The following is a 17,066-nucleotide window of genomic DNA, read 5'->3' on the forward strand; positions in this document are numbered from 1 at the left end:
TTCAGGCAGCTTCCAGGGCATGGTGTTCACTCTCCACATCGGTAGGGTCAAGAGACCGGGACGTCGTAGGGACCGCGTCCTGCGCCCAGGCGAACGCGAGCGGCAGGCCGAACAGCACCATCAGCGTCGACGCGCTCAGGCCACCAATCACTGCTCGCGCCAGGGGAGCCATCTGGTCGCCGCCCTCCCCATGTCCGATGGCCATGGGCAGCATTCCCGCGAGCATTGCCAGCGTCGTCATCAAGATGGGGCGCACGCGCAGCGATACGCCTTCGAGCGCGGCGAGGGGCGCGTTCGAGCCCGCCTTCCGGCGCTGCTCGGAGCTCGCCACCAGCAACACGCCGTTGGCGATGGAGACACCGACGGCCATGATGATGCCCATGTAGGACTGGAGGTTGAGCGTGGAGCCGGTGAGTCGCAGGGAGATGACCGCGCCCAGCACGACGGCCGGCACCGCCGTCAGGACCACGGTGGCCAACCGGAACGACTGGAAGCTGGCCGCGAGCAGCAGGAAGACGACCAGGACCGCGACCACCAGCCCGTTTGCGAGGCTGCGCATGGTGTCGTCGAGGACGACGGAGAGTCCCGCCAGCTGCACGTTGACGCCCTTGGGCAGCTCGCCCATGGATGCAATCGCCGCCTGCACGTCGCGCCGAGCCTGCGCCAGGTCCTTGCCGTGGACATTCGCGGTCACCGAGGCGAACGCCATGGTCCCCAGGTTGTGCGTCTCCCCGTACGCGATGCCAGGGGTGATGGTGGCCACGTCCCCGAGCACGGGGCGGCTTGCGTTCTTCAACAGCGGCACCTGCGCCAGGTCCTGCTCGCTGTTCAGCTCGCTCGCGGGCGTCTGGACCTGCACGTCGTATGCGATGCCCATCATGCCTTCGACCCACATGTTCTTGGACGTGTAGCGCGAGGAGGACGTGGACGCGGTCAGGGAGCGCGTGACGTCCTGCATGTCGATGCCCAGCTGGGCCGCGCGAATCCGGTCCACCTCCACGTTCAGGGCCGGGTAGCGCAGCGACTGCTGCACCTGCTGGTCTCGCAGATAGGAGATGCCCCGGAGCTTCTCGAGCAGCACCCCCGCGTATTTCTCGTTGACCTTCTTCTTCATCCCGGAGAACCGGACCTCGATGGGATACAGCGCGCCCTGACCGAGAATCTTCTCCGTGATTTCCACGGGCTCGAACGCGACCTGGACCTCTGGCATCTCCTCGCGCACGCGCTGCCGGATGCGGTCCTTCAACGCGTCGATGTCGCCGACGCCGCCCTCGAAGGCGACCTGCAGGAGCGCCTCGTGAGGGCCCGCGTTGTAGAGATAGATGGGGCTGATGGCGAACGATGAGGGGTGCTGGCCCACGTAGGCCGAGGAGATTCGGACCTTCCCGGCGCCCACGACTTCTTCGACGAGGCCCATTGCCTGGTGGACGACCTGCTCGGTCTTCTCGATTCGGGTTCCCTCCGCCGCGCGGAGCCGCAACTGGAGTTGGCTGGAGTCGACTCTTGGCAGCACGTCCTTGCCAATGCGCTGGAGCGACACCACCGCCAGGACGATGAGGCCTCCCACGCCTACCGAGACGAGCAACTTCCTGTGCGGCAGCAGGCGTTCGATGACGCGGCGCACGCGTCCAGGGGAGGGGCTGGCGCCCTCACCACCCGGGGGGGGACCGTGCTGCTTGAGCATCCAGTTCGCCAGCACCGGCACCAGTGACTGCGAGAGCAGGAAGGAGACGACCATCGAGCACCCGATGGCCAACGCGAGCGGCCGGAAGAGCGCCCCGGGGATTCCGCCCATCGTGAGGGCGGGCGCGAAGACAGAGAGGATGCACAGCAGGATGAGCAGCTTCGAGAAGGCAATCTCCAGGCACGCGTCCCACACCGCCACCGCCACCGCCTTGCCGCGCTGGAGGTGCTGATGGATGTTCTCGATGGTCACCGTGCTCTCGTCCACCAGGATGCCAACTGCGAGCGCCAGGCCGGCCAGGGTCATGATGTTGATGGTCTGGCCAAAGAGCTTGAGGAACAGCACGCCGGAGATGATGGCGATGGGAATCGTGATGATGACGATGATGGCGGAGCGCACGTCACGCAGGAACAGCAGGACCATCAGCCCGGTCAGCACCGCGCCGAGAACGCCCTCCGCAATCAGGCCCTTCAGGGCCCCCACCACGTAGACGGACTGGTCGAACTCGTAGGAGATGTGCACGTCGTCGGGCAGGTTGCTCTGGATTCGGGGGATGGACTCCTTGAGCTGCTGCACCACGTGCACCGTCGAGGCATTCCCCGCCTTGGCGACGTTGAGATAGACGGAGCGCTTGCCGTTCACCAGGGCGTAGCCGGTGGCGATGTCGGCTCCGTCCTTCACGGTCGCGACATCCCGGACGTAGACGTTCGCCACCGAGCCCTTGAGGAGCGGGATGTTCCCGAAGTCCTCCACGGCGCGAAGGGTGCTGTTGGTCGGCGTGATGTAGGAGATGTCGCCGACGTGGACGTTCCCGGAGGGCGACGTCACGTTCTGGCGCGCGATGGCCTCCACGACCTGTTCGGGCGTGAGGTTGTGCACGCGCAGCTTCTCCGGCTCGATGTTGATTTCAATCGTGCGCGGGCTGCCGCCGAACGGGGGCGCCGTCGTGAGGCCGGGGATGGAGATGAGGAACGGCCGTGCGGTGAAGTTGGCGATGTCCTGGAGCTGGTTGTTGGTCTTGCTCTCGCTGCGGAACACCAGCTGTCCCACCGGCTGCGACGAGGCATCGAAGCGGATGATGAAGGGGGGAGGCGCGCCGGGGGGCAGGAACACCTGGGAGCGGTTCGAGAGCGCGTTGATTTCCGCGACCGCTTGCCCCATGTCGGTGCCTTCGTAGAACGAGAGCTTCATCAGGGTCAGGCCCTGGGAGTTCTTCGTCTCGATGTTCTTGATGCCGTTCGTGAACAGCATCATGTTCACGTACATCTTCGTGAAGTACCCCTCCATCTGTGCCGGCGTATACCCGTTGAAGGTATGCGCGATGTACACGACAGGGAGGTTCATCTCCGGCAGGACGTCGACCTTGATGTCTCCGGCCGCACGCACACCAAAGAAGACCATGGCGACGACCAGCACGAGTACGGTGATGGGCCTTCGTAAGGAGACCTTCAGGATGCTCATTGCTTCTTCACTCCACGGACCTGCTGCAGGAATTCGTTGAGGTCACCGGCCGCGGCCGACTTGAGGAGAAGGGCTTGCCAGATGCCGTTCTGGGCGAGCTCGAGGTCGACATCGGCCCGGGTCGCGGAGAACGTCGCTTGGGTAAGTTCGACAATCGTCCCGAGCCCACTGTCGTAGCGGGCCTTGCTCTGCCGGAACCCCTCCGTGGCGGCGTCCCGTTGCAACACGGCGTGCTGGGTCACCTCTCGCGCCAGGTCGAACTTGTGCTCGGCGAAGCGCGCCTGGGCAACCAGCTCCTGGGTGACCAGCTCCTGCTCCTGGTGGAGCGCGCGAGTACGCGCGTCTCGCGCTGCCTCGCTGGAGAAGCTGCGCAGCACGGAGGCCAGGTTCCAGCTCAATCCCAACCCGACAAGGGTGTTGCCCCGATCGATGCCTACCCCGCCGAGGTACCCGCTCGAGAACGCGCCCGGGTCCTGCGCGTAGTTGGAGCGAAAGCCCGAGCCGCGCCCCTGCAACATTCCGAAAGCGAAGAGCGTGGGACGGCCCTCGGCCGCGGCCACCTTCTTTTCCTGCTCGCTGCGGCGGACCTTCCCTTCGTGCTCCGCGAGGACGGGATGCCCGGGCGCGACGTGCGCTGGCGCGCCGGGCTCGGGCGTCGACTGGTGGAACGTCGGCTCGAGCAGGAACTCGCGAAACGGAACGCCCATCAGGACCGCAAGCTCCTTCGAGGCCAGGAGCTCGGCGTCATAGGCCTTGAGCTGGAGGGCCCTGGCGTTGGCGAGTTCGGCGCGCGCGAAGGAGACATCCACCCCGGGGACCAATCCGTTCTCGGCGTGGCTTTGGACGGACTCGAGCACGACCTCGAAGCGCGCCACGCTCTGCTTCTGGATGTGGGTGATGCGCTGAGCGGTCGATAGGTTGAGGTACGCGCGGGTGACGCGAACCCCATGCTGGAACCGCGCGAGCTCGAGCTCGCGCTGTTTCAGTTCGTGCGTCCTCTCCGACAGCTCAATCTGCCGGTCGAGACGGCCGAAGGTGGAGACGTTCCAGTGGACGAGCACCGAGTACAAGGCGCCGAACGCCGCGTTCCAGTTCTGCTCCGGCAACGGGAGACTGGTCGATGCATTGGAGGGGCCGCCAGGAGAATAGAGCGTCCCATGCAGGGCATTCACGGTGCCGAACGTCTGCTGCGCCGACAGCACGACGTCGGGGAGGTAGGTCTTCCGGGTGTATGACACATCATGCTCGGCCGCGTCGCGACGAGACTGCTTCGCGCGGATGTCGCCGTAGTTGTGAAGCGCGGTGTCCAATGACTCGCGCAGGGTCAGCGTTTGGGCCAGGGCTTCGGCCGGAGATAAGGCAACGGCGAGCACGGCGCCGAAGCCTGAAATGGCGGCGGCGCCACGCGAGAGCAATGCAAACCCGTACACGACCTCTCCTTGATGATTCACGCACAGCGACGAGGTGCGCCGAGCCTGCCGTCCGCGGATGCGTGCGAGCGAACTGGCTGACTCGACGTATACCTAGGCGCGTCAGGCGTGGAGCGTGACACCTTGAGAGTCGTTGGGGGCCGGCGGGGTCAACGCTGCGGGGCTCACGAGGCGGCCCGCGCCATTCGTGGGCCGCGTCCGGGACTTCCCAGCGGGGGCAGACCTACCGGAACGCCCCCGCCGCCTGACGCGAGTAGGCGGCGAAGGTCTGGTCGCTCTCGAAGTAGAGCGCGGAGTTGTCCTGGGTGATGCCGATGACGGCCGTCGCCTTGTCCACGGGGCGCTGACTCACCGGGTCCGTCGCGGTCCGGAACGTCGCATCATTCGCGAGCCGGTCCTTGCACATCTCGCAACAGCCGTAATACGTGCGCCCGCTGACCTCGACCGGTATCTGCGGCTGGCCCATGTGCTGGTCGTTCACCATGCAGACAAGGCTGCGGTCCGTGACGAGGGTGAGGTGACCTTGCTGTCCCGCATTCAGTTTAAGGACTGGAGGCGCTGGCGTCATCTTCATGGTGGGCGCGGCCTGCTGCGTACAGGCCCCCGCGAGCATCATCAGTCCTGCTACAGCCCAGAGATTGGCTCTCATCGTCATGTCTCCCTTTGAAGGGTCTCCGCCAAGTCGGAGTTCACGATTCTCGAGCGGCGGAACGCCTCATGACCTGGCGGAGGCCCGCGCTCCGAGGGAAGTTCGGGGCGATGGTGCGCGTCCGCGCATCGGCGCGCGTTCGAGAATCAAGAAGCGTTTGTTCAGGCGTCTTTCCTGCCGAAAGCGCGACGCAAGAGGCCAGGAACAATTCCTGCTCCGAAGCCCATGCCAAGGCCGACGACACCCGATGCGCCCATGCACGCGCAGCCCATGGCGCCGGTAAGGAGCGCGAGTCCAGAGGCGGAGACCCAGAACCAGGGGCCCGCGCGACGCTGGAGGCTGACCCCCGACACGGCCATGCCCGCGACCACACCGCCGAGCACACACGCAGGGATGCACAGGAAGGAGCAGTTGGCTGTGCCACAGGTGTGCAGGGCGCCGGTGCCGAGCGCGAGCGTGAGCGGGACGAGCCCTGCGATGACGCCAGGCAGGAACGCCTTCTGCGGATCGCGGCCGTGCCAGAGCATCATCGCTCCCATCAGCGCTGTCGCCAGGCCGAACGTGAGAGGTGGCGCGGGCCGGCTCGCGAGAAGGGCGGCAATCGCGGTGACGACGACAATCGGGAGTACGCCCACGAGCGCGCGTCGCAGCCTCGCGAGCTCGTAGGTCCGGCGCACCCGTCGTTGAAGCAGTTGGATGTCAGTCGAGCCCATAGAGCCTCCTGAAAGTCCTTCGGAGCCGGTCCAGTGCGCGCTCCCGGCGCTTTCGCAGCGTGGCGCCAGAAACCGACGCGGCCTCGTCCCAGAACGTGGCGATGAGCACCTCGCGGTCCAACTCGGAGAGCTCTCCCAGGGCGGCCATCGCGGCGGCGGTCAGGTCTCGTTGGAGGAACTCCTCCTCCGCGTGAGGTCCGGCGCACGAGGGCATGGCGTCCGCGTGGGATTCGCGCCGGCGATCTCGGCGGCGCGCCAGGGTCCGGCACTCCCAGCCCGCGATGGCGAGGGCCCAGGGCATCGCCGGACGGGTCTTGTCGAAGTCGGAGGCGCGTTCGAGAATCTTGTGCATCGCTTCCTGGCCGGCGTCAGCGGCGTCTGCTTCGTTCCTGAGCAGGCTCAGGCATAGCTTCTGGATGGGGCCCCAGAGCAACTCGAAGACACGCGTGAACGCGACCCGGTCGCCCTCGGCGAGCCGTGCCATCAGCGCATCGAGTTCAGAGACCGTGCGCACGCTCATGCTGAATGCTTCCGGTTCAGGCCCGTACCTCGAGGGAAGTCACCCTGCTCCCCTGTGAATCGGTCAACCCAGCGACATCGGGGCACGAGCAGGAGCCCTCCGGCCCACGCAAACGACCTGTTCCTGCTCCGGCGCGAAGTCAACAGCGGTATGCATCAAGAAGGTCCTCTGAGACGGGCCTCGTGCCGTCCTTGCTCCTTCTAGGCGGCACGGGCGATGCGCGTGACAGGCCTTCGTTCGAATTTCCCGGACCGGGCGCAAGGCGTCCCGTCACCCAGGCGCCATCCTGGCAGCGGCCCGCGCCTTCCCTCCCAGGGCATCCGGGCCCCAGGCTGGGTGAGCGCCCCTGGGCCTACCCGGGGTTCAGTCGCTGAGCCTGGGAGGCGCAGGGACGCTGTCACGGAGGGGCTCGGTCGATTTCCTGCAACGGTGTCGCCCGGCCTGTCTCTCCCTGTCAGGAGGGGGTGTTCATTCCCCCACCGTGACTCCTCGGGAGGACGACATGAAGGCGATGACGCGGTACCTGGTGCTTTTCTCCATGCTGGCGGTGGGTTGTGGTGACACGAGCGATGGTGATGGGGACTCCGCACTCAAGTGCGACGCGATCGGGTGGTGTACCTCGTGGGAGTCGGACCAGGCGCCGGTGACGGACGCCCCCGCGCTGAAGGGCGGCTCGGTGACTGACGGGCTGTACCGCCTGGAGCGCGGATCGGAGGACGCGCGTGCCCTGCTCTTCAAGGGCAAGTCCGTCCTCAAGGTGGGCGGTAGCTGGGGGAACATCCTGGGGACCTGGAAGGTGGATGGGAACCACCTGGTCATCACCACGGCGAGTTCCTGCTACGGGACCAGGGAGGAGGCCTTCAACGAGACCTTCCGTTATGCGTTCGCCGTCAAGGGGGACACGCTGTACCTGCACGAGGACGAGTTCGAGGACATGCCCATCATGGCCTGGCGCAAGGTGGACTCGCTCTGTCAGGAGAACGCCTCGTTCAACTGCAAGGTGAGCAACTGCACCTGCAAGTACGTGGGGAACTCGTCCTTCGATACCTCGGAAAGGTGCTTCTGAGCCAGGACGTCACGGGCCTCGGGTAACGCCGGGGCCCGCGGTTCAGTCGAGAAGCTGCATCAGGTCCGCGCTGCTTGTCCTGAAGCGTGAGAAACGTCTCCTCCTCCATGCCCTTGCCGCCCGCCTCCAACTCTCGGAGGTGGCCAAGGAAATGGCTTCGGCTCGGACACCAGCGCGGGATGCTCCCAGCGTGGGTCAGGCGGGCGCCCCTGGCCGCTCGCCCGATTCTTCCGGACGCTGCACCGGAGGCGCCATGAACTCGGGGCCTACGGGCTCGGGCACGGACTCGTTCACCACCGAGTCCGTGTACGTCAGGGCCTCGTCGTCGAGTCTCCAGCCAATCACGTCTCGCAGCGGCTCCAGCTCGCCAGGGTGGCGGGCTCCCCACAGCGCCACCGTGACGCCGGGCTGGTCCAGCACCCAGCGGACCGCGAACGGGAGCACGCCCTTGTCGTAGCGCTCGCGCGCGAACTGCGCGAGCCGCTGGACGGCCTGAAGGTACTGTGCGTAGCGCGGAGGCAGGAACTTGGGGTCGGTCTTTCGCAGGTCGTCTCCTTCGAACCGGGTGTTCTCGTTCATCGTCCCGGTCAGGAGTCCCCGGCAGAGTGCGCCGTAGGTGAGGGTGGCCACGCCATTCGTGCGGCACCAGGGGATGATGTCCTCCAGGGCTTCCCGCTCGAAAAGGTTGAGCGGGGGCTGCGCCGAGGCGAGCGGCGCCACACGCTGGAACCGCTCCATCGCCTCGATGGAGTAGTTGGAGACGCCGATCGCGCGGATTTTTCCGGCGCGCTGGAGGTCGAGCAGCGCCTGGGCGGTCTCCTCATATGGCGTGGAGAAGTCCGGCCAATGGACCTGGTAGAGGTCGACGTAGTCGGTGCGCAGGCGCCTCAGTGAGACCTCGAGCTCCTGGATGACCTGTTGTCGCGACGAGTTGCGGATGACGCCGTCCCCGCGCCGCTCCAGGCCCACCTTGGTGGCCACGACGACCTGCTCACGCCCGCCTCGTTCGGCGAGCGCCCTGCCCACGACTTCCTCCGAGTGCCCGAAGCCGTAGGCCGGCGCGGTGTCGATGAGCGTGATGCCCAGGTCGAGCGCCGCGTGGATGGTCCGCACCGACTCGTCGTCGTCGGCGCCGCCCCACTGCGACCCGCCCATGGCCCAGGTCCCCAGGCCCACGCGGCTGGCAGGGGCCGAAATGCAGGAAATCGATGCGTACTCCATGGCTCTCCTCCGTGTGCGTATTGCTGCCTTCGTACGGGGGCTCATCCGGGGGGGCGGCGCGGCTTCGGGGCTGGCGTCAGGATGGATGGTGCATCGGCGGTGTCGCTCCGCCGCCCGATCGTCGAATTGCAGCCGTGGGCGGATGAGCGCCCGGCCGGTGGGCAGGGCCTCTCCGGGTTTGCACCGTTGTCCCACCATGCCTGGCTGCGAAACGCCCCCTTCGTGTCATTCGTCGCCCTGGCACATCGGTGTGCACCGCTCACCTGCGAATCAAGCTGTCGCCTGGCAGGGGCAGGGAGCCGACTCACACTGCTCGGCTGACGAGGGCGTGGAACTGCCGCACGGTGCGGCTGTCCGGCCCCTGCTTTCCATCGCGAGGGCGTGCCTATTTGAAAGACAAACCCGTCATTGAGCGAGGTGCGGCATGCATGCGGTGGCAGTGTTTCCAGGGACGCGCGAGGTTCGCCTCGTCGACCCGCCGGAGCCTCGGCCCGTGACGGGCTCTCAGGTGCTTCTGAAGGTCCTCGAAGTGGGCATCTGCGGCACGGACCGGGAGATCGGTGCCTTTGAATACGGGACGCCTCCTCCGGACTCCGACCACCTCATTCTCGGGCACGAGGCGCTCGCGGAGGTGGTGGAGACGGGCCCGGACGTCACCCTGGTCCGCGAGGGAGACCTCGTGGTCCCCACCGTTCGCCGTCCCTGTCCCCATGCGCGCTGCCGTCCCTGTCGCGCGGAGCGTCAGGACTTCTGTGTCACGGGGGATTTCCGGGAGCGGGGCATCAAGGCGGCGCACGGCTTCCTCCAGGAGTGGGTGGTGGAAGAGGAGGAGCACCTGGTCGTGGTGCCCCGCAAGCTCTCCGATGTGGCGGTGCTGGTGGAGCCGCTCTCCGTGGCCGCCAAGGCGGCGGAGCAGGTACAGGCCATCCAGCGGAGGCTGCCCTGGGAGCGCGCGCGCGTGCGAGCCCTGGCACTCGGCGCCGGACCGGTGGGGCTCCTGGGCGCCATGAGCATGGTGGTGAACCACTTTGACACCTTCGTCTACTCCCTGGAGCCCGCGGCCAGCGAGCGCGCGAACCTCATCCGCTCCTTCGGTGCCACCTACGTCTCCGGACAGGACGTGCTCCTCGGGGAGCTCGGAAAGAAGGTCGGGACGTTCGACATCATCTACGAGGCTGTGGGCGTGTCGAAGGTCGCGTTCGCGGCCCTCGATGCGCTGGGGCCCAATGGGCTGTTCATCTTCACAGGCATTCCCGCGCACGGCGGCTCGAACCCCGTGGATACGGACACCCTGATGCGCAACATCGTGCTGAGGAACCAATTGCTCCTCGGGACTGTGAACGCGAGCCGGAGCGCTTACGAGCTGGCGCTCCGCGAGCTGGAGCAAGCGATGTTCTTGTTCCCTCAGAGCGTGCGCGCCCTCATGACCCATCGGGTTCCCATCCAGAAGGCGCCCGCGCTCCTCACGGAACCCGGTGGCATCAAGCAGGTGGTTCAGCTGGCTTCATGAGTGAGAAGTCCTGGGGCTCCGGCCCGGGGCCTGCTCCGCCGCCGGCCCGGGGCCTTGTGATGGCGGGCCGGCACGGCTGAGGCTCACTCCGCTGCCCGGGCGCGGCGGGGCGGAGCGTTGCGCGAGCCCGTGTCACATCCCAATGTCCAGACATGTCATCCCCCCTCGAGCACTACGGCCTTATCGGCGACCTGACGACCATTGCACTGGTATCACGGAGCGGCTCCATCGACTGGATGTGCCTGCCGCGCATCGACTCCGATGCTTGCTTCGCCAAGTTGCTCGGCACTAACGAGCATGGCTACTGGAGCCTCCGGCCCGCGACGGAGGTCCGGGCCGTCCAGCAGCGCTACCGGCCGGAGACGTTGGTGTTGGAGACGGAGGTTACCTGTGACGGCGGCCGGGCGCGCATCATCGACTTCATGCCTCCGGGGGAGACTGAGCACGACATCATCCGCATCGTCGAGGGGCTCGAAGGTGAGGTCCCGATGCATTCCGACCTCAGGGTGCGCTTTGCCTATGGCAAGTTGACCCCCTGGATTCAGTGCAACAGCCACCGCGCCACCCTGACCTCGGGGCCGGATGCGCTCGCATACAGCAGCCCGGTTCCGCTCGTACCGGACTGGGATGAGTCCCGCCTGGAAGCGGACTTTGTCGTCCGCGCAGGTGAGCGGCTCCCCTGCTCGCTGACGTTCTATGCGTCGCACATGGCTGCGCCGGGGCACCCGGTCGATGCGGAGCGGGACCTGGTGCGGACTGAGCAGTACTGGCGTGAATGGGCGAGCCGGTGCCGATACAAGGGCTCTTTTCGCGACGCCGTGGTGCGCTCGCTCATCACCTTGAAGGCGCTCACCTATGAGCCGACCGGAGGCATCGTCGCGGCACCGACCACGTCGCTCCCCGAAGAACTCGGCGGAGTCCGAAACTGGGACTACCGCTACTGCTGGCTTCGAGACGCATCCCTCACGCTCGAGGCGCTGATGCGCGGAGGCTACCTCGATGAGGCGCGGGCCTGGCGCGACTGGTTGCTGCGTGCCGTCGCTGGCGCTCCGGCTGAGGCGCAGATCATGTACGGCGTCGCCGGCGAGCACCGTCTCCCCGAGGTCGAGCTGCCATGGCTTCCCGGCTACGAGGAGTCCCGGCCGGTGCGCATCGGAAATGGCGCGTACGGCCAGTTCCAGCTCGACGTCTACGGTGAGACGCTGAACGCGATGTACGAGGCGCGCGTGTACGGGGTGCCGGAGGCCGGCTCGCTCCCCTGGGACACGCTGAAGGTGCTCGTCGACTTCGTGGAGACGAGCTGGCAGCGTCCGGACGAGGGCATCTGGGAGATTCGCAGCGAGCGCCAGCTCCACTTCACGCACTCGAAGCTCATGGCGTGGGTCGCGGTGGATCGAGGCGTGCGCTTCGTCGAGCAGTTCGGTGCCAACGCGCCGGAGAAGCTGAAGAAGCGCCTGCCCCGCTGGCGCGCGCTGCGCGAGGAGATCCGTGCCGACATCCTGGCGCGTGCCTACAACTCGCGCGTGGGAGCCTTCACGCAATCCTATGGCTCGGACGCCCTCGACGCGAGCGTGCTCCTGATTCCGCACATGGGCTTCCTGCCTGCGGATGACCCGCGCATGTTGGGCACTGTCGCCGCCATCGAGAAGGGCCTTACCAAGTCTGGGTTGGTGGAGCGCTACTTGACCGAGACGGGCGTGGACGGACTGGCGGGCCATGAGGCCACGTTCCTTATCTGCAGCTTCTGGCTCGTCGACAACTACACCATGGTTGGGCGCCTCGACGAGGCGGGGGCGCTGTTCCAGCGCCTCGTCTCCATCCGGAACGACCTCGGGCTGCTGGCAGAGGAGTACCACCCCGGGCTGCACCGCCAGCTTGGCAACTTCCCACAGGCGTTCTCCCATGTCGGGCTCATCAACAGCGCCGTGTTGCTGGAGGCCAAGCGGGCAGGGCGGGACGTGTCGTTCACCGCCATGGCCGCCGCGAGCATGCACTAGCACTACCCGGTCAGATGAATTGGGCGCGGGCGCCCCGTGTTGACGGAGCATGACGCCTGCCCAGTTACGCAAGCTTGACCGGGAGCTGAGCGAGTTCCTGGACTCGATGACCGAGGGAATGGGCCGGACCGAGAGACGTCGCGCCCTCGGCGGCTACCTCACCGGACTGCTGCTCGACGGAGAACGCAAGAGCATCGAGCCCATGGCGGCCCGGCTCGTCGAGGCACCCGAGCAGACAGAAGCCATGCGCCAGCGGCTTCAGCAGTGTGTGTCGGGCGCGGCTTGGGACGACTCCGAAATGCGGCGGCGCCTGGCGCGGCAGCTTGAGTGCGAGCTACCGGGCTTGGAGGCCCTCGTCATTGACGACACGGGCTTGCCGAAGAAGGGCGTGCATTCGGTGGGTGTGGCGCGCCAGTACTCGGGCACCCTGGGGCGGACGGAGAACTGCCAGGTGGCCGTCAGCCTGCATGTTGCTGGAGAGAAGGGCAGCGGCTGCATCGCCATGCAGCTGTACCTGCCTGAGGAGTGGACGCGCAGCAGGAAGCGCTGCAAGGCCGCCGGTGTCCCGTCTGGAGTGAAGTTTCAAAAGAAGTGGCAGATAGCGCTGAGCCAATTGGATGACGCAATGGCGTGGAGCGTGCGCCGACACCTCGTCCTGGCTGATGCTGGGTACGGCGATGCACGGGAGTTCCGCGACGGCGTGCGCGAGCGAGGCCTGCACTACTTGATGGGCGTGCAGGGCACGCACAAGGTGTGGCCGCCCGGTGCCAAGCCGCGTCAGCCCCAGAGGGCGCCGGGCCAGAACGGCCGCCCGCGCACGCGCTACGTGGCCGAGGGCGTGCAACCATGGGCCATTGAGGAGTTGGCGCTTCAACTTCCCAAGGAGGAGTTCCAGACAGTCTCTTGGCGCGAGGGCAGTCGGGGCGAGCAGTCCTCCCGGTTCGCCGCCGTGCGAGTGCGGACGGCGGAGCGGCACGTCCAGCGAGCTCCACCGAGTGAAGAGGTATGGCTGCTCATCGAGTGGCCCCAGGAGGAGAAGGCGCCGACGAAGTATTCGCTTTGCTCACTGCCCGCGAATACGCCGCTCAAGGAGTTGGTGCGCTTGTCCAAGCTGCGCTGGAGAGTGGAGCGGGACTACCAAGAACTCAAAGGCGAGGTGGGGCTTGACCACTTCGAGGGGCGAGGGTGGCGAGGCTTCCACCACCATGCCACCCTCTGCATGGTCGCTCACGGATTCCTTGCGCTCCGCCGGGCGCTTTTCCCCCCGGAGGAGAGCACGCTGGACACTGCCCGAAGTGCGCCGCCGCCTTCAGCACCTGCTACTGCGCCGCATTGGCCACTGCCCACTTTGCCTGCGCCACATCGGCGCCCGCGCACCTCCTCGGGGGCCGTCACACATGTGACCGGGTAGTACTAGGAGCGTGTCGCTGAAATCCTTACCAATGCCTCTGGCCAGAAGGCAGCCACGTCAGGAGACGCATGGCCGGCCTTGTCTGAGCGCTGGAGCATCTCCTCCTGGAGACGCGTCGCTATTGGCCCGGCCTCTTCCATTGCTACTCGCAACCCGGTACGACCCACAGGGCCATCACCCTTCCAAGAAGTGCGCATCGTATCCCAGGGCTTGTTCGTGTCTGGGATTGTCGTGGTGGGACTTCCGGCCGAGCTTGACTTCCTTGGCGTGGATTTCTTCCGCCTCCACCCAGTCCGCGTGGATTTCCTTGGCGAAGATGACGCGCGCAGATACCCGGCTGGCGTGAATCTCCTTCACGTCGATGACGTCGCGCCGCGGTGGAGGCGGGCGTGGAGGCCGTGGCCGTCCGGGTGGCGGCGGTTGCAGCGCTTCACGGGGGGACCCTGGGACGTCACGCAGATGGAGGTGACATCCCGTCAGCATCCAGGCCAGCCCCAGGAATGGGCAAGCCTCCGCATCAAGGAATCCCCGTGTTGTCCACCAGCACGGCACTGGAGCTGGGCACGTTGGCCTGGCCCGCGGTGAAGTGATTTCGCAGCAGCGTCACGTCATTCCCGGTGATGGTGGCGTTGGCGATGTCGGAGAAAGCGAGGGAGAAGCCGTTGGCGTTGCTGGTGACGCGACCGTTGACCTTGACGCCCCGCATCCGGTTGGCACCGCCGAGCACCGTCACGTTGCCCTCGATGACCGACAGAGACCCTTTCGTCGGGGACCATGCGCCGAAGATGAGCACGCCTTCCGCGCGAAGCTCGATGTTGCCTGGGTAGGTGCCTTCCTTCAGCAGGATGATGGTGTCGTCGGCCGCGGCGGCCTGGGCGATGCTTCCGCCCGGCTCCACCACCACCACCTCGCCCCCGATGGGGTAGCGCACCGGCGGGAAGAGCGGCTGCACCACGCCGTCGCGGTATGACAGCACCACGTCATACAGCTCCTTCTCCTGCACCACCTGGAAGGAGAACGTGCCTGGGTCGAAGCCCAGCGTCACCGAGCCAGTGGGGAGCTTCTCCACCAGTGCAAGCCCGGTGGAGTCCGTCTTGGATGTGGGCAGGTCCTCGGCTTGAAACTCTACGCCGGAGCGGTCCCCGCCAGGGGACACCGAGGTGGTGGAGCCCTCGTTGATGATGGGATTGACCACTACCACCGCGCTCGTCACCTCGCCGAAGTGCCCCGGTGACCTGGGCGTATCTTCTCCACACCCCACCATTGCCAGACCCGTCACCACTACGGCTGCCCACTGTCGAATCATGAATGGCATCTCCTCCGAGGGACTCTGATTGTGGGTAAGCGGCCACGGCCATTTGTTGAACCATCGCGCCGCTGGCTCAGGCGTTGTCGTGGGGTGGGAAAACTCCGCTTGGCGGCAGTTTGGCGACGAAGTGGCACATGCCGTGGGGCGGTGCTCACACCTGCCTGCGCGCCACGGACCAGATGAAGCCGTCGTACCAGAAGTGCATCAGGGAGACGACGAGGGTGAGAGCCCAGAGGCTCTCCACGCTGGAGTCGAGAAGTTCGGCCCACACGCCATAGGTGAGCACCGTGCCGAGGAACAGCGCGAGCGCGAGCCCGCGCCACCTCAGTAGCAGCCGCTCACGCAGGCGTTCGCCTTCCATGGCCCACACCAGTGCCAGGTACTGGACGGCATGGAGCAGGTTCATGATGAAGAAGGCTTCTCCCCACGAGTTGAAGCCCCACGTGTAGATGGAGCAGGCCCCCGTGGTGACCAGCAGGAACACCTTGTGGAGGGAGGGGCGGTGCCCTTGGCGCACCAGGCGCACGACGGCCCCTACGTAGACGAGAAGGAACACGCCGCTCACCGCCACGACGCCCAGCGTCCAGGCGCGGTGCGTGGCCGTCATGCGCGCGGGCACGGAGGCGAGCCACGGCATTCCCACCGCCTCGAAGGACTCGAAGCTGCTGAAGTGGTCCAGCATGGTGGCGCCCGCGAGGATGGGGCCCGCGTACAAGAGGTGGTTCAGCCAGAAGTCGAGCCGGCGCCCCACGTCAGGTGGGTTGCCCCGGTTGCGGTCGTAGATGCGGGCCAGGCCGAACGTCTGCAGTCCCGAGTGCCACACGTCCCAGAACGTCGCGAGCACCGTGGCGCCGGCTGCCACCACCGCGGAGCCGCGGATGGCGGCCCACGCGAGCACGGGCACCAGGAGGAAGCGCAGCGGGTAGAGCCGGAAGATGGTGGGGTTGCCGTGGCTGCGGAAGAACACCGCCACCAGGTGGGCATGGATGAGGCTGCCCACCATCAGCCCGGCCCACGTCTTCTCCTGACCCAGGAGTTGGATGGGGTCGTCACTGAAGGGCGTGCCTGAGATGGCGATGCCCAGCCCGAGCGCCAGGAGTGGAGAAAGCAGGAAGAAGGCCCAGTCGAAGCGGGGCCCGACGATGTAGGGCGAGCGAGAGGAGGCGGGGGCCAACTCCTGGACGGATTCGGGCGAGCGCTGCGCCTCAACGGGGAGCGGCTGGGCCAGACCCATGGGGCTCCTCCTTTCGCGCCGTGAGCACCACCCGCTCGCCCAGCTCCTCTGCCAGCGCCGCGAGGAACAGGCTGGCACCAATCAGCTCCAGGGCCTCTTCCACGTGGTCGATGAGTGCGTACACGAGGTTGTCGTTGCCGTGTTGCTCCGTCCACCACCCCAGCGGAAGCTCCATCACCAGCGCCCCACCCACATAAAGCACCCCAGCGAGGATGAACTGTCGGCGTCGGCGCGGAAGGAGCCGGGCGATGAAGGGGAGGAAGGCAAGCCCGCAGAGCAGCACGAGGATCGCCCCGGGCACCACCCAGGTGAAGAAGAGCACGCCACCCAGGGAGAGCCGCCCCCCGAGGTGCTCGTGGAGGCCCACGCTTTCGTCGAGAGAGATGTACGCGAACGCGCCCGCCAGCGCCCGCCAATGACGCCATCCCTGCTCCTGGCCCTGTCTCGCCATATGGCTGATACCCGCGAGCACGAGCGCGCAGCTCAGCAGCAAGGCCGACGCGTACCAGGTAGGCAGGTTCCGCTCGTAGCTCAAGGAGAGGAACGCGACGAATGGCTCCAGCCTCCGGACGTCGAGCGCGTAGTACGCGACCTCGACTCCCGCGCCCAGGAGGGTGAGGAGGCTCGCCACGGCGAGGAGCCAGCGGCGGAGGGTGTGGGGGGCCGGGAGCATCGGAGGCTGGCGCTGAAGGTTACTCGGGAGCTCGCGTCCCGGTGCGAAATGTCATGCGGCGGAAATGTTTCGTGCTGGCTGTTTTCATGCTGCGCGCGGAGCACATGTGAAGACACCGCGAGTATGGCCGACCGTGCGCGTGCTCGACCTTGAGGGAGCTGGGTCCTGTATAACGTGCCGCTCCGAGG

Annotated in this window: 14 protein-coding genes; 4 read left to right on the forward strand and 10 right to left on the reverse strand. The window is 66.7% G+C overall.

Features of this window, described 5'->3' with window-relative positions; translation table 11 throughout:
* Nucleotide 1: 1 nt before the first annotated feature.
* From FMP39_RS11330 to FMP39_RS11350, 5 genes are all read right to left on the reverse strand, one after another.
* On the reverse strand, nucleotides 2-3,145 hold the full coding sequence (locus FMP39_RS11330; protein WP_141589931.1) for an efflux RND transporter permease subunit: 3,144 nt from the start codon (nucleotides 3,143-3,145) through the stop codon (nucleotides 2-4).
* On the reverse strand, nucleotides 3,142-4,575 hold the full coding sequence (locus FMP39_RS11335; RefSeq protein WP_228557883.1) for a TolC family protein: 1,434 nt from the start codon (nucleotides 4,573-4,575) through the stop codon (nucleotides 3,142-3,144). The genes FMP39_RS11330 and FMP39_RS11335 overlap by 4 nt, the downstream gene beginning before the upstream one ends.
* Nucleotides 4,576-4,798: 223 nt before the next feature.
* The gene (locus FMP39_RS11340) at nucleotides 4,799-5,224 is read right to left on the reverse strand and encodes a hypothetical protein (protein ID WP_228557884.1); all 426 of its coding nucleotides are present in this window, start codon (nucleotides 5,222-5,224) and stop codon (nucleotides 4,799-4,801) included.
* A 161-nt stretch (nucleotides 5,225-5,385) separates the two neighbouring features.
* Nucleotides 5,386-5,901, reverse strand: a complete 516-nt coding sequence (locus FMP39_RS11345) for a hypothetical protein (protein ID WP_228557885.1) — start codon at nucleotides 5,899-5,901, stop codon at nucleotides 5,386-5,388.
* A gap of 22 nt (nucleotides 5,902-5,923) precedes the next feature.
* Nucleotides 5,924-6,457 (reverse strand): RNA polymerase sigma factor, encoded by a 534-nt coding sequence (locus FMP39_RS11350; protein WP_141589933.1) that lies wholly within the window; start codon nucleotides 6,455-6,457, stop codon nucleotides 5,924-5,926.
* Nucleotides 6,458-6,938: 481 nt separating this feature from the next.
* Between FMP39_RS11350 and FMP39_RS11355 the strand changes: the two genes are divergently transcribed.
* The gene (locus tag FMP39_RS11355) at nucleotides 6,939-7,523 is read left to right on the forward strand and encodes a hypothetical protein (RefSeq protein ID WP_228557886.1); all 585 of its coding nucleotides are present in this window, start codon (nucleotides 6,939-6,941) and stop codon (nucleotides 7,521-7,523) included.
* Nucleotides 7,524-7,718: 195 nt separating this feature from the next.
* On the opposite strand, the gene FMP39_RS11360 is transcribed toward FMP39_RS11355, so the two are convergent.
* Nucleotides 7,719-8,744: an aldo/keto reductase gene (locus tag FMP39_RS11360; RefSeq protein ID WP_141589935.1), complete on the reverse strand. Its 1,026-nt coding sequence runs from the start codon at nucleotides 8,742-8,744 to the stop codon at nucleotides 7,719-7,721.
* A gap of 424 nt (nucleotides 8,745-9,168) precedes the next feature.
* Between FMP39_RS11360 and FMP39_RS11365 the strand changes: the two genes are divergently transcribed.
* The 3 genes from FMP39_RS11365 (at nucleotide 9,169) to FMP39_RS11375 (ending at nucleotide 13,662) form a co-directional block, all read left to right on the forward strand.
* Nucleotides 9,169-10,254: a glucose 1-dehydrogenase gene (locus FMP39_RS11365; RefSeq protein WP_141589936.1), complete on the forward strand. Its 1,086-nt coding sequence runs from the start codon at nucleotides 9,169-9,171 to the stop codon at nucleotides 10,252-10,254.
* Nucleotides 10,255-10,406: 152 nt separating this feature from the next.
* The gene (locus FMP39_RS11370) at nucleotides 10,407-12,251 is read left to right on the forward strand and encodes a glycoside hydrolase family 15 protein (protein ID WP_141589937.1); all 1,845 of its coding nucleotides are present in this window, start codon (nucleotides 10,407-10,409) and stop codon (nucleotides 12,249-12,251) included.
* A 49-nt stretch (nucleotides 12,252-12,300) separates the two neighbouring features.
* On the forward strand, nucleotides 12,301-13,662 hold the full coding sequence (locus FMP39_RS11375) for an IS701 family transposase (RefSeq protein WP_141589938.1): 1,362 nt from the start codon (nucleotides 12,301-12,303) through the stop codon (nucleotides 13,660-13,662).
* 174 nt (nucleotides 13,663-13,836) lie between these two features.
* Here FMP39_RS11375 and FMP39_RS11380 read toward each other — a convergent pair whose 3' ends face one another.
* The 4 genes from FMP39_RS11380 to FMP39_RS11395 form a co-directional block, all read right to left on the reverse strand.
* A complete protein-coding gene (locus FMP39_RS11380) occupies nucleotides 13,837-14,019 on the reverse strand; it encodes a hypothetical protein (RefSeq protein WP_141589939.1) in 183 nt (60 codons plus the stop codon).
* A 160-nt stretch (nucleotides 14,020-14,179) separates the two neighbouring features.
* Nucleotides 14,180-14,968: a hypothetical protein gene (locus FMP39_RS11385; RefSeq protein WP_153904235.1), complete on the reverse strand. Its 789-nt coding sequence runs from the start codon at nucleotides 14,966-14,968 to the stop codon at nucleotides 14,180-14,182.
* A gap of 154 nt (nucleotides 14,969-15,122) precedes the next feature.
* Nucleotides 15,123-16,205, reverse strand: a complete 1,083-nt coding sequence (locus tag FMP39_RS11390; RefSeq protein ID WP_141589940.1) for a hypothetical protein — start codon at nucleotides 16,203-16,205, stop codon at nucleotides 15,123-15,125.
* Entirely contained in the window at nucleotides 16,177-16,878 is a 702-nt protein-coding gene (locus FMP39_RS11395) for a hypothetical protein (RefSeq protein WP_141589941.1), read from the reverse strand. The genes FMP39_RS11390 and FMP39_RS11395 overlap by 29 nt, the downstream gene beginning before the upstream one ends.
* Between the last annotated feature and the right edge of the window lie 188 nt (nucleotides 16,879-17,066).

This window comes from Myxococcus sp. AB056 (genome assembly GCF_006547365.1).
In the GTDB taxonomy this organism is placed as follows: Bacteria; Myxococcota; Myxococcia; order Myxococcales; family Myxococcaceae; genus Myxococcus; species Myxococcus virescens.

Excerpts from the sequence above, each read along its gene's own strand:
- FMP39_RS11330 (WP_141589931.1), bottom strand. The coding sequence starts at position 3,145 with ATGAGCATCCTGAAGGTCTCCTTACGAAGGCCCATCACCGTACTCGTG.
- FMP39_RS11340 (WP_228557884.1), bottom strand. The coding sequence starts at position 5,224 with ATGAGAGCCAATCTCTGGGCTGTAGCAGGACTGATGATGCTCGCGGGG.
- FMP39_RS11350 (WP_141589933.1), bottom strand. The coding sequence starts at position 6,457 with ATGAGCGTGCGCACGGTCTCTGAACTCGATGCGCTGATGGCACGGCTC.
- FMP39_RS11360 (WP_141589935.1), bottom strand. The coding sequence starts at position 8,744 with ATGGAGTACGCATCGATTTCCTGCATTTCGGCCCCTGCCAGCCGCGTG.
- FMP39_RS11365 (WP_141589936.1), top strand. The coding sequence starts at position 9,169 with ATGCATGCGGTGGCAGTGTTTCCAGGGACGCGCGAGGTTCGCCTCGTC.
- FMP39_RS11370 (WP_141589937.1), top strand. The coding sequence starts at position 10,407 with ATGTCATCCCCCCTCGAGCACTACGGCCTTATCGGCGACCTGACGACC.
- FMP39_RS11375 (WP_141589938.1), top strand. The coding sequence starts at position 12,301 with ATGACGCCTGCCCAGTTACGCAAGCTTGACCGGGAGCTGAGCGAGTTC.
- FMP39_RS11385 (WP_153904235.1), bottom strand. The coding sequence starts at position 14,968 with ATGATTCGACAGTGGGCAGCCGTAGTGGTGACGGGTCTGGCAATGGTG.
- FMP39_RS11390 (WP_141589940.1), bottom strand. The coding sequence starts at position 16,205 with ATGGGTCTGGCCCAGCCGCTCCCCGTTGAGGCGCAGCGCTCGCCCGAA.
- FMP39_RS11395 (WP_141589941.1), bottom strand. The coding sequence starts at position 16,878 with ATGCTCCCGGCCCCCCACACCCTCCGCCGCTGGCTCCTCGCCGTGGCG.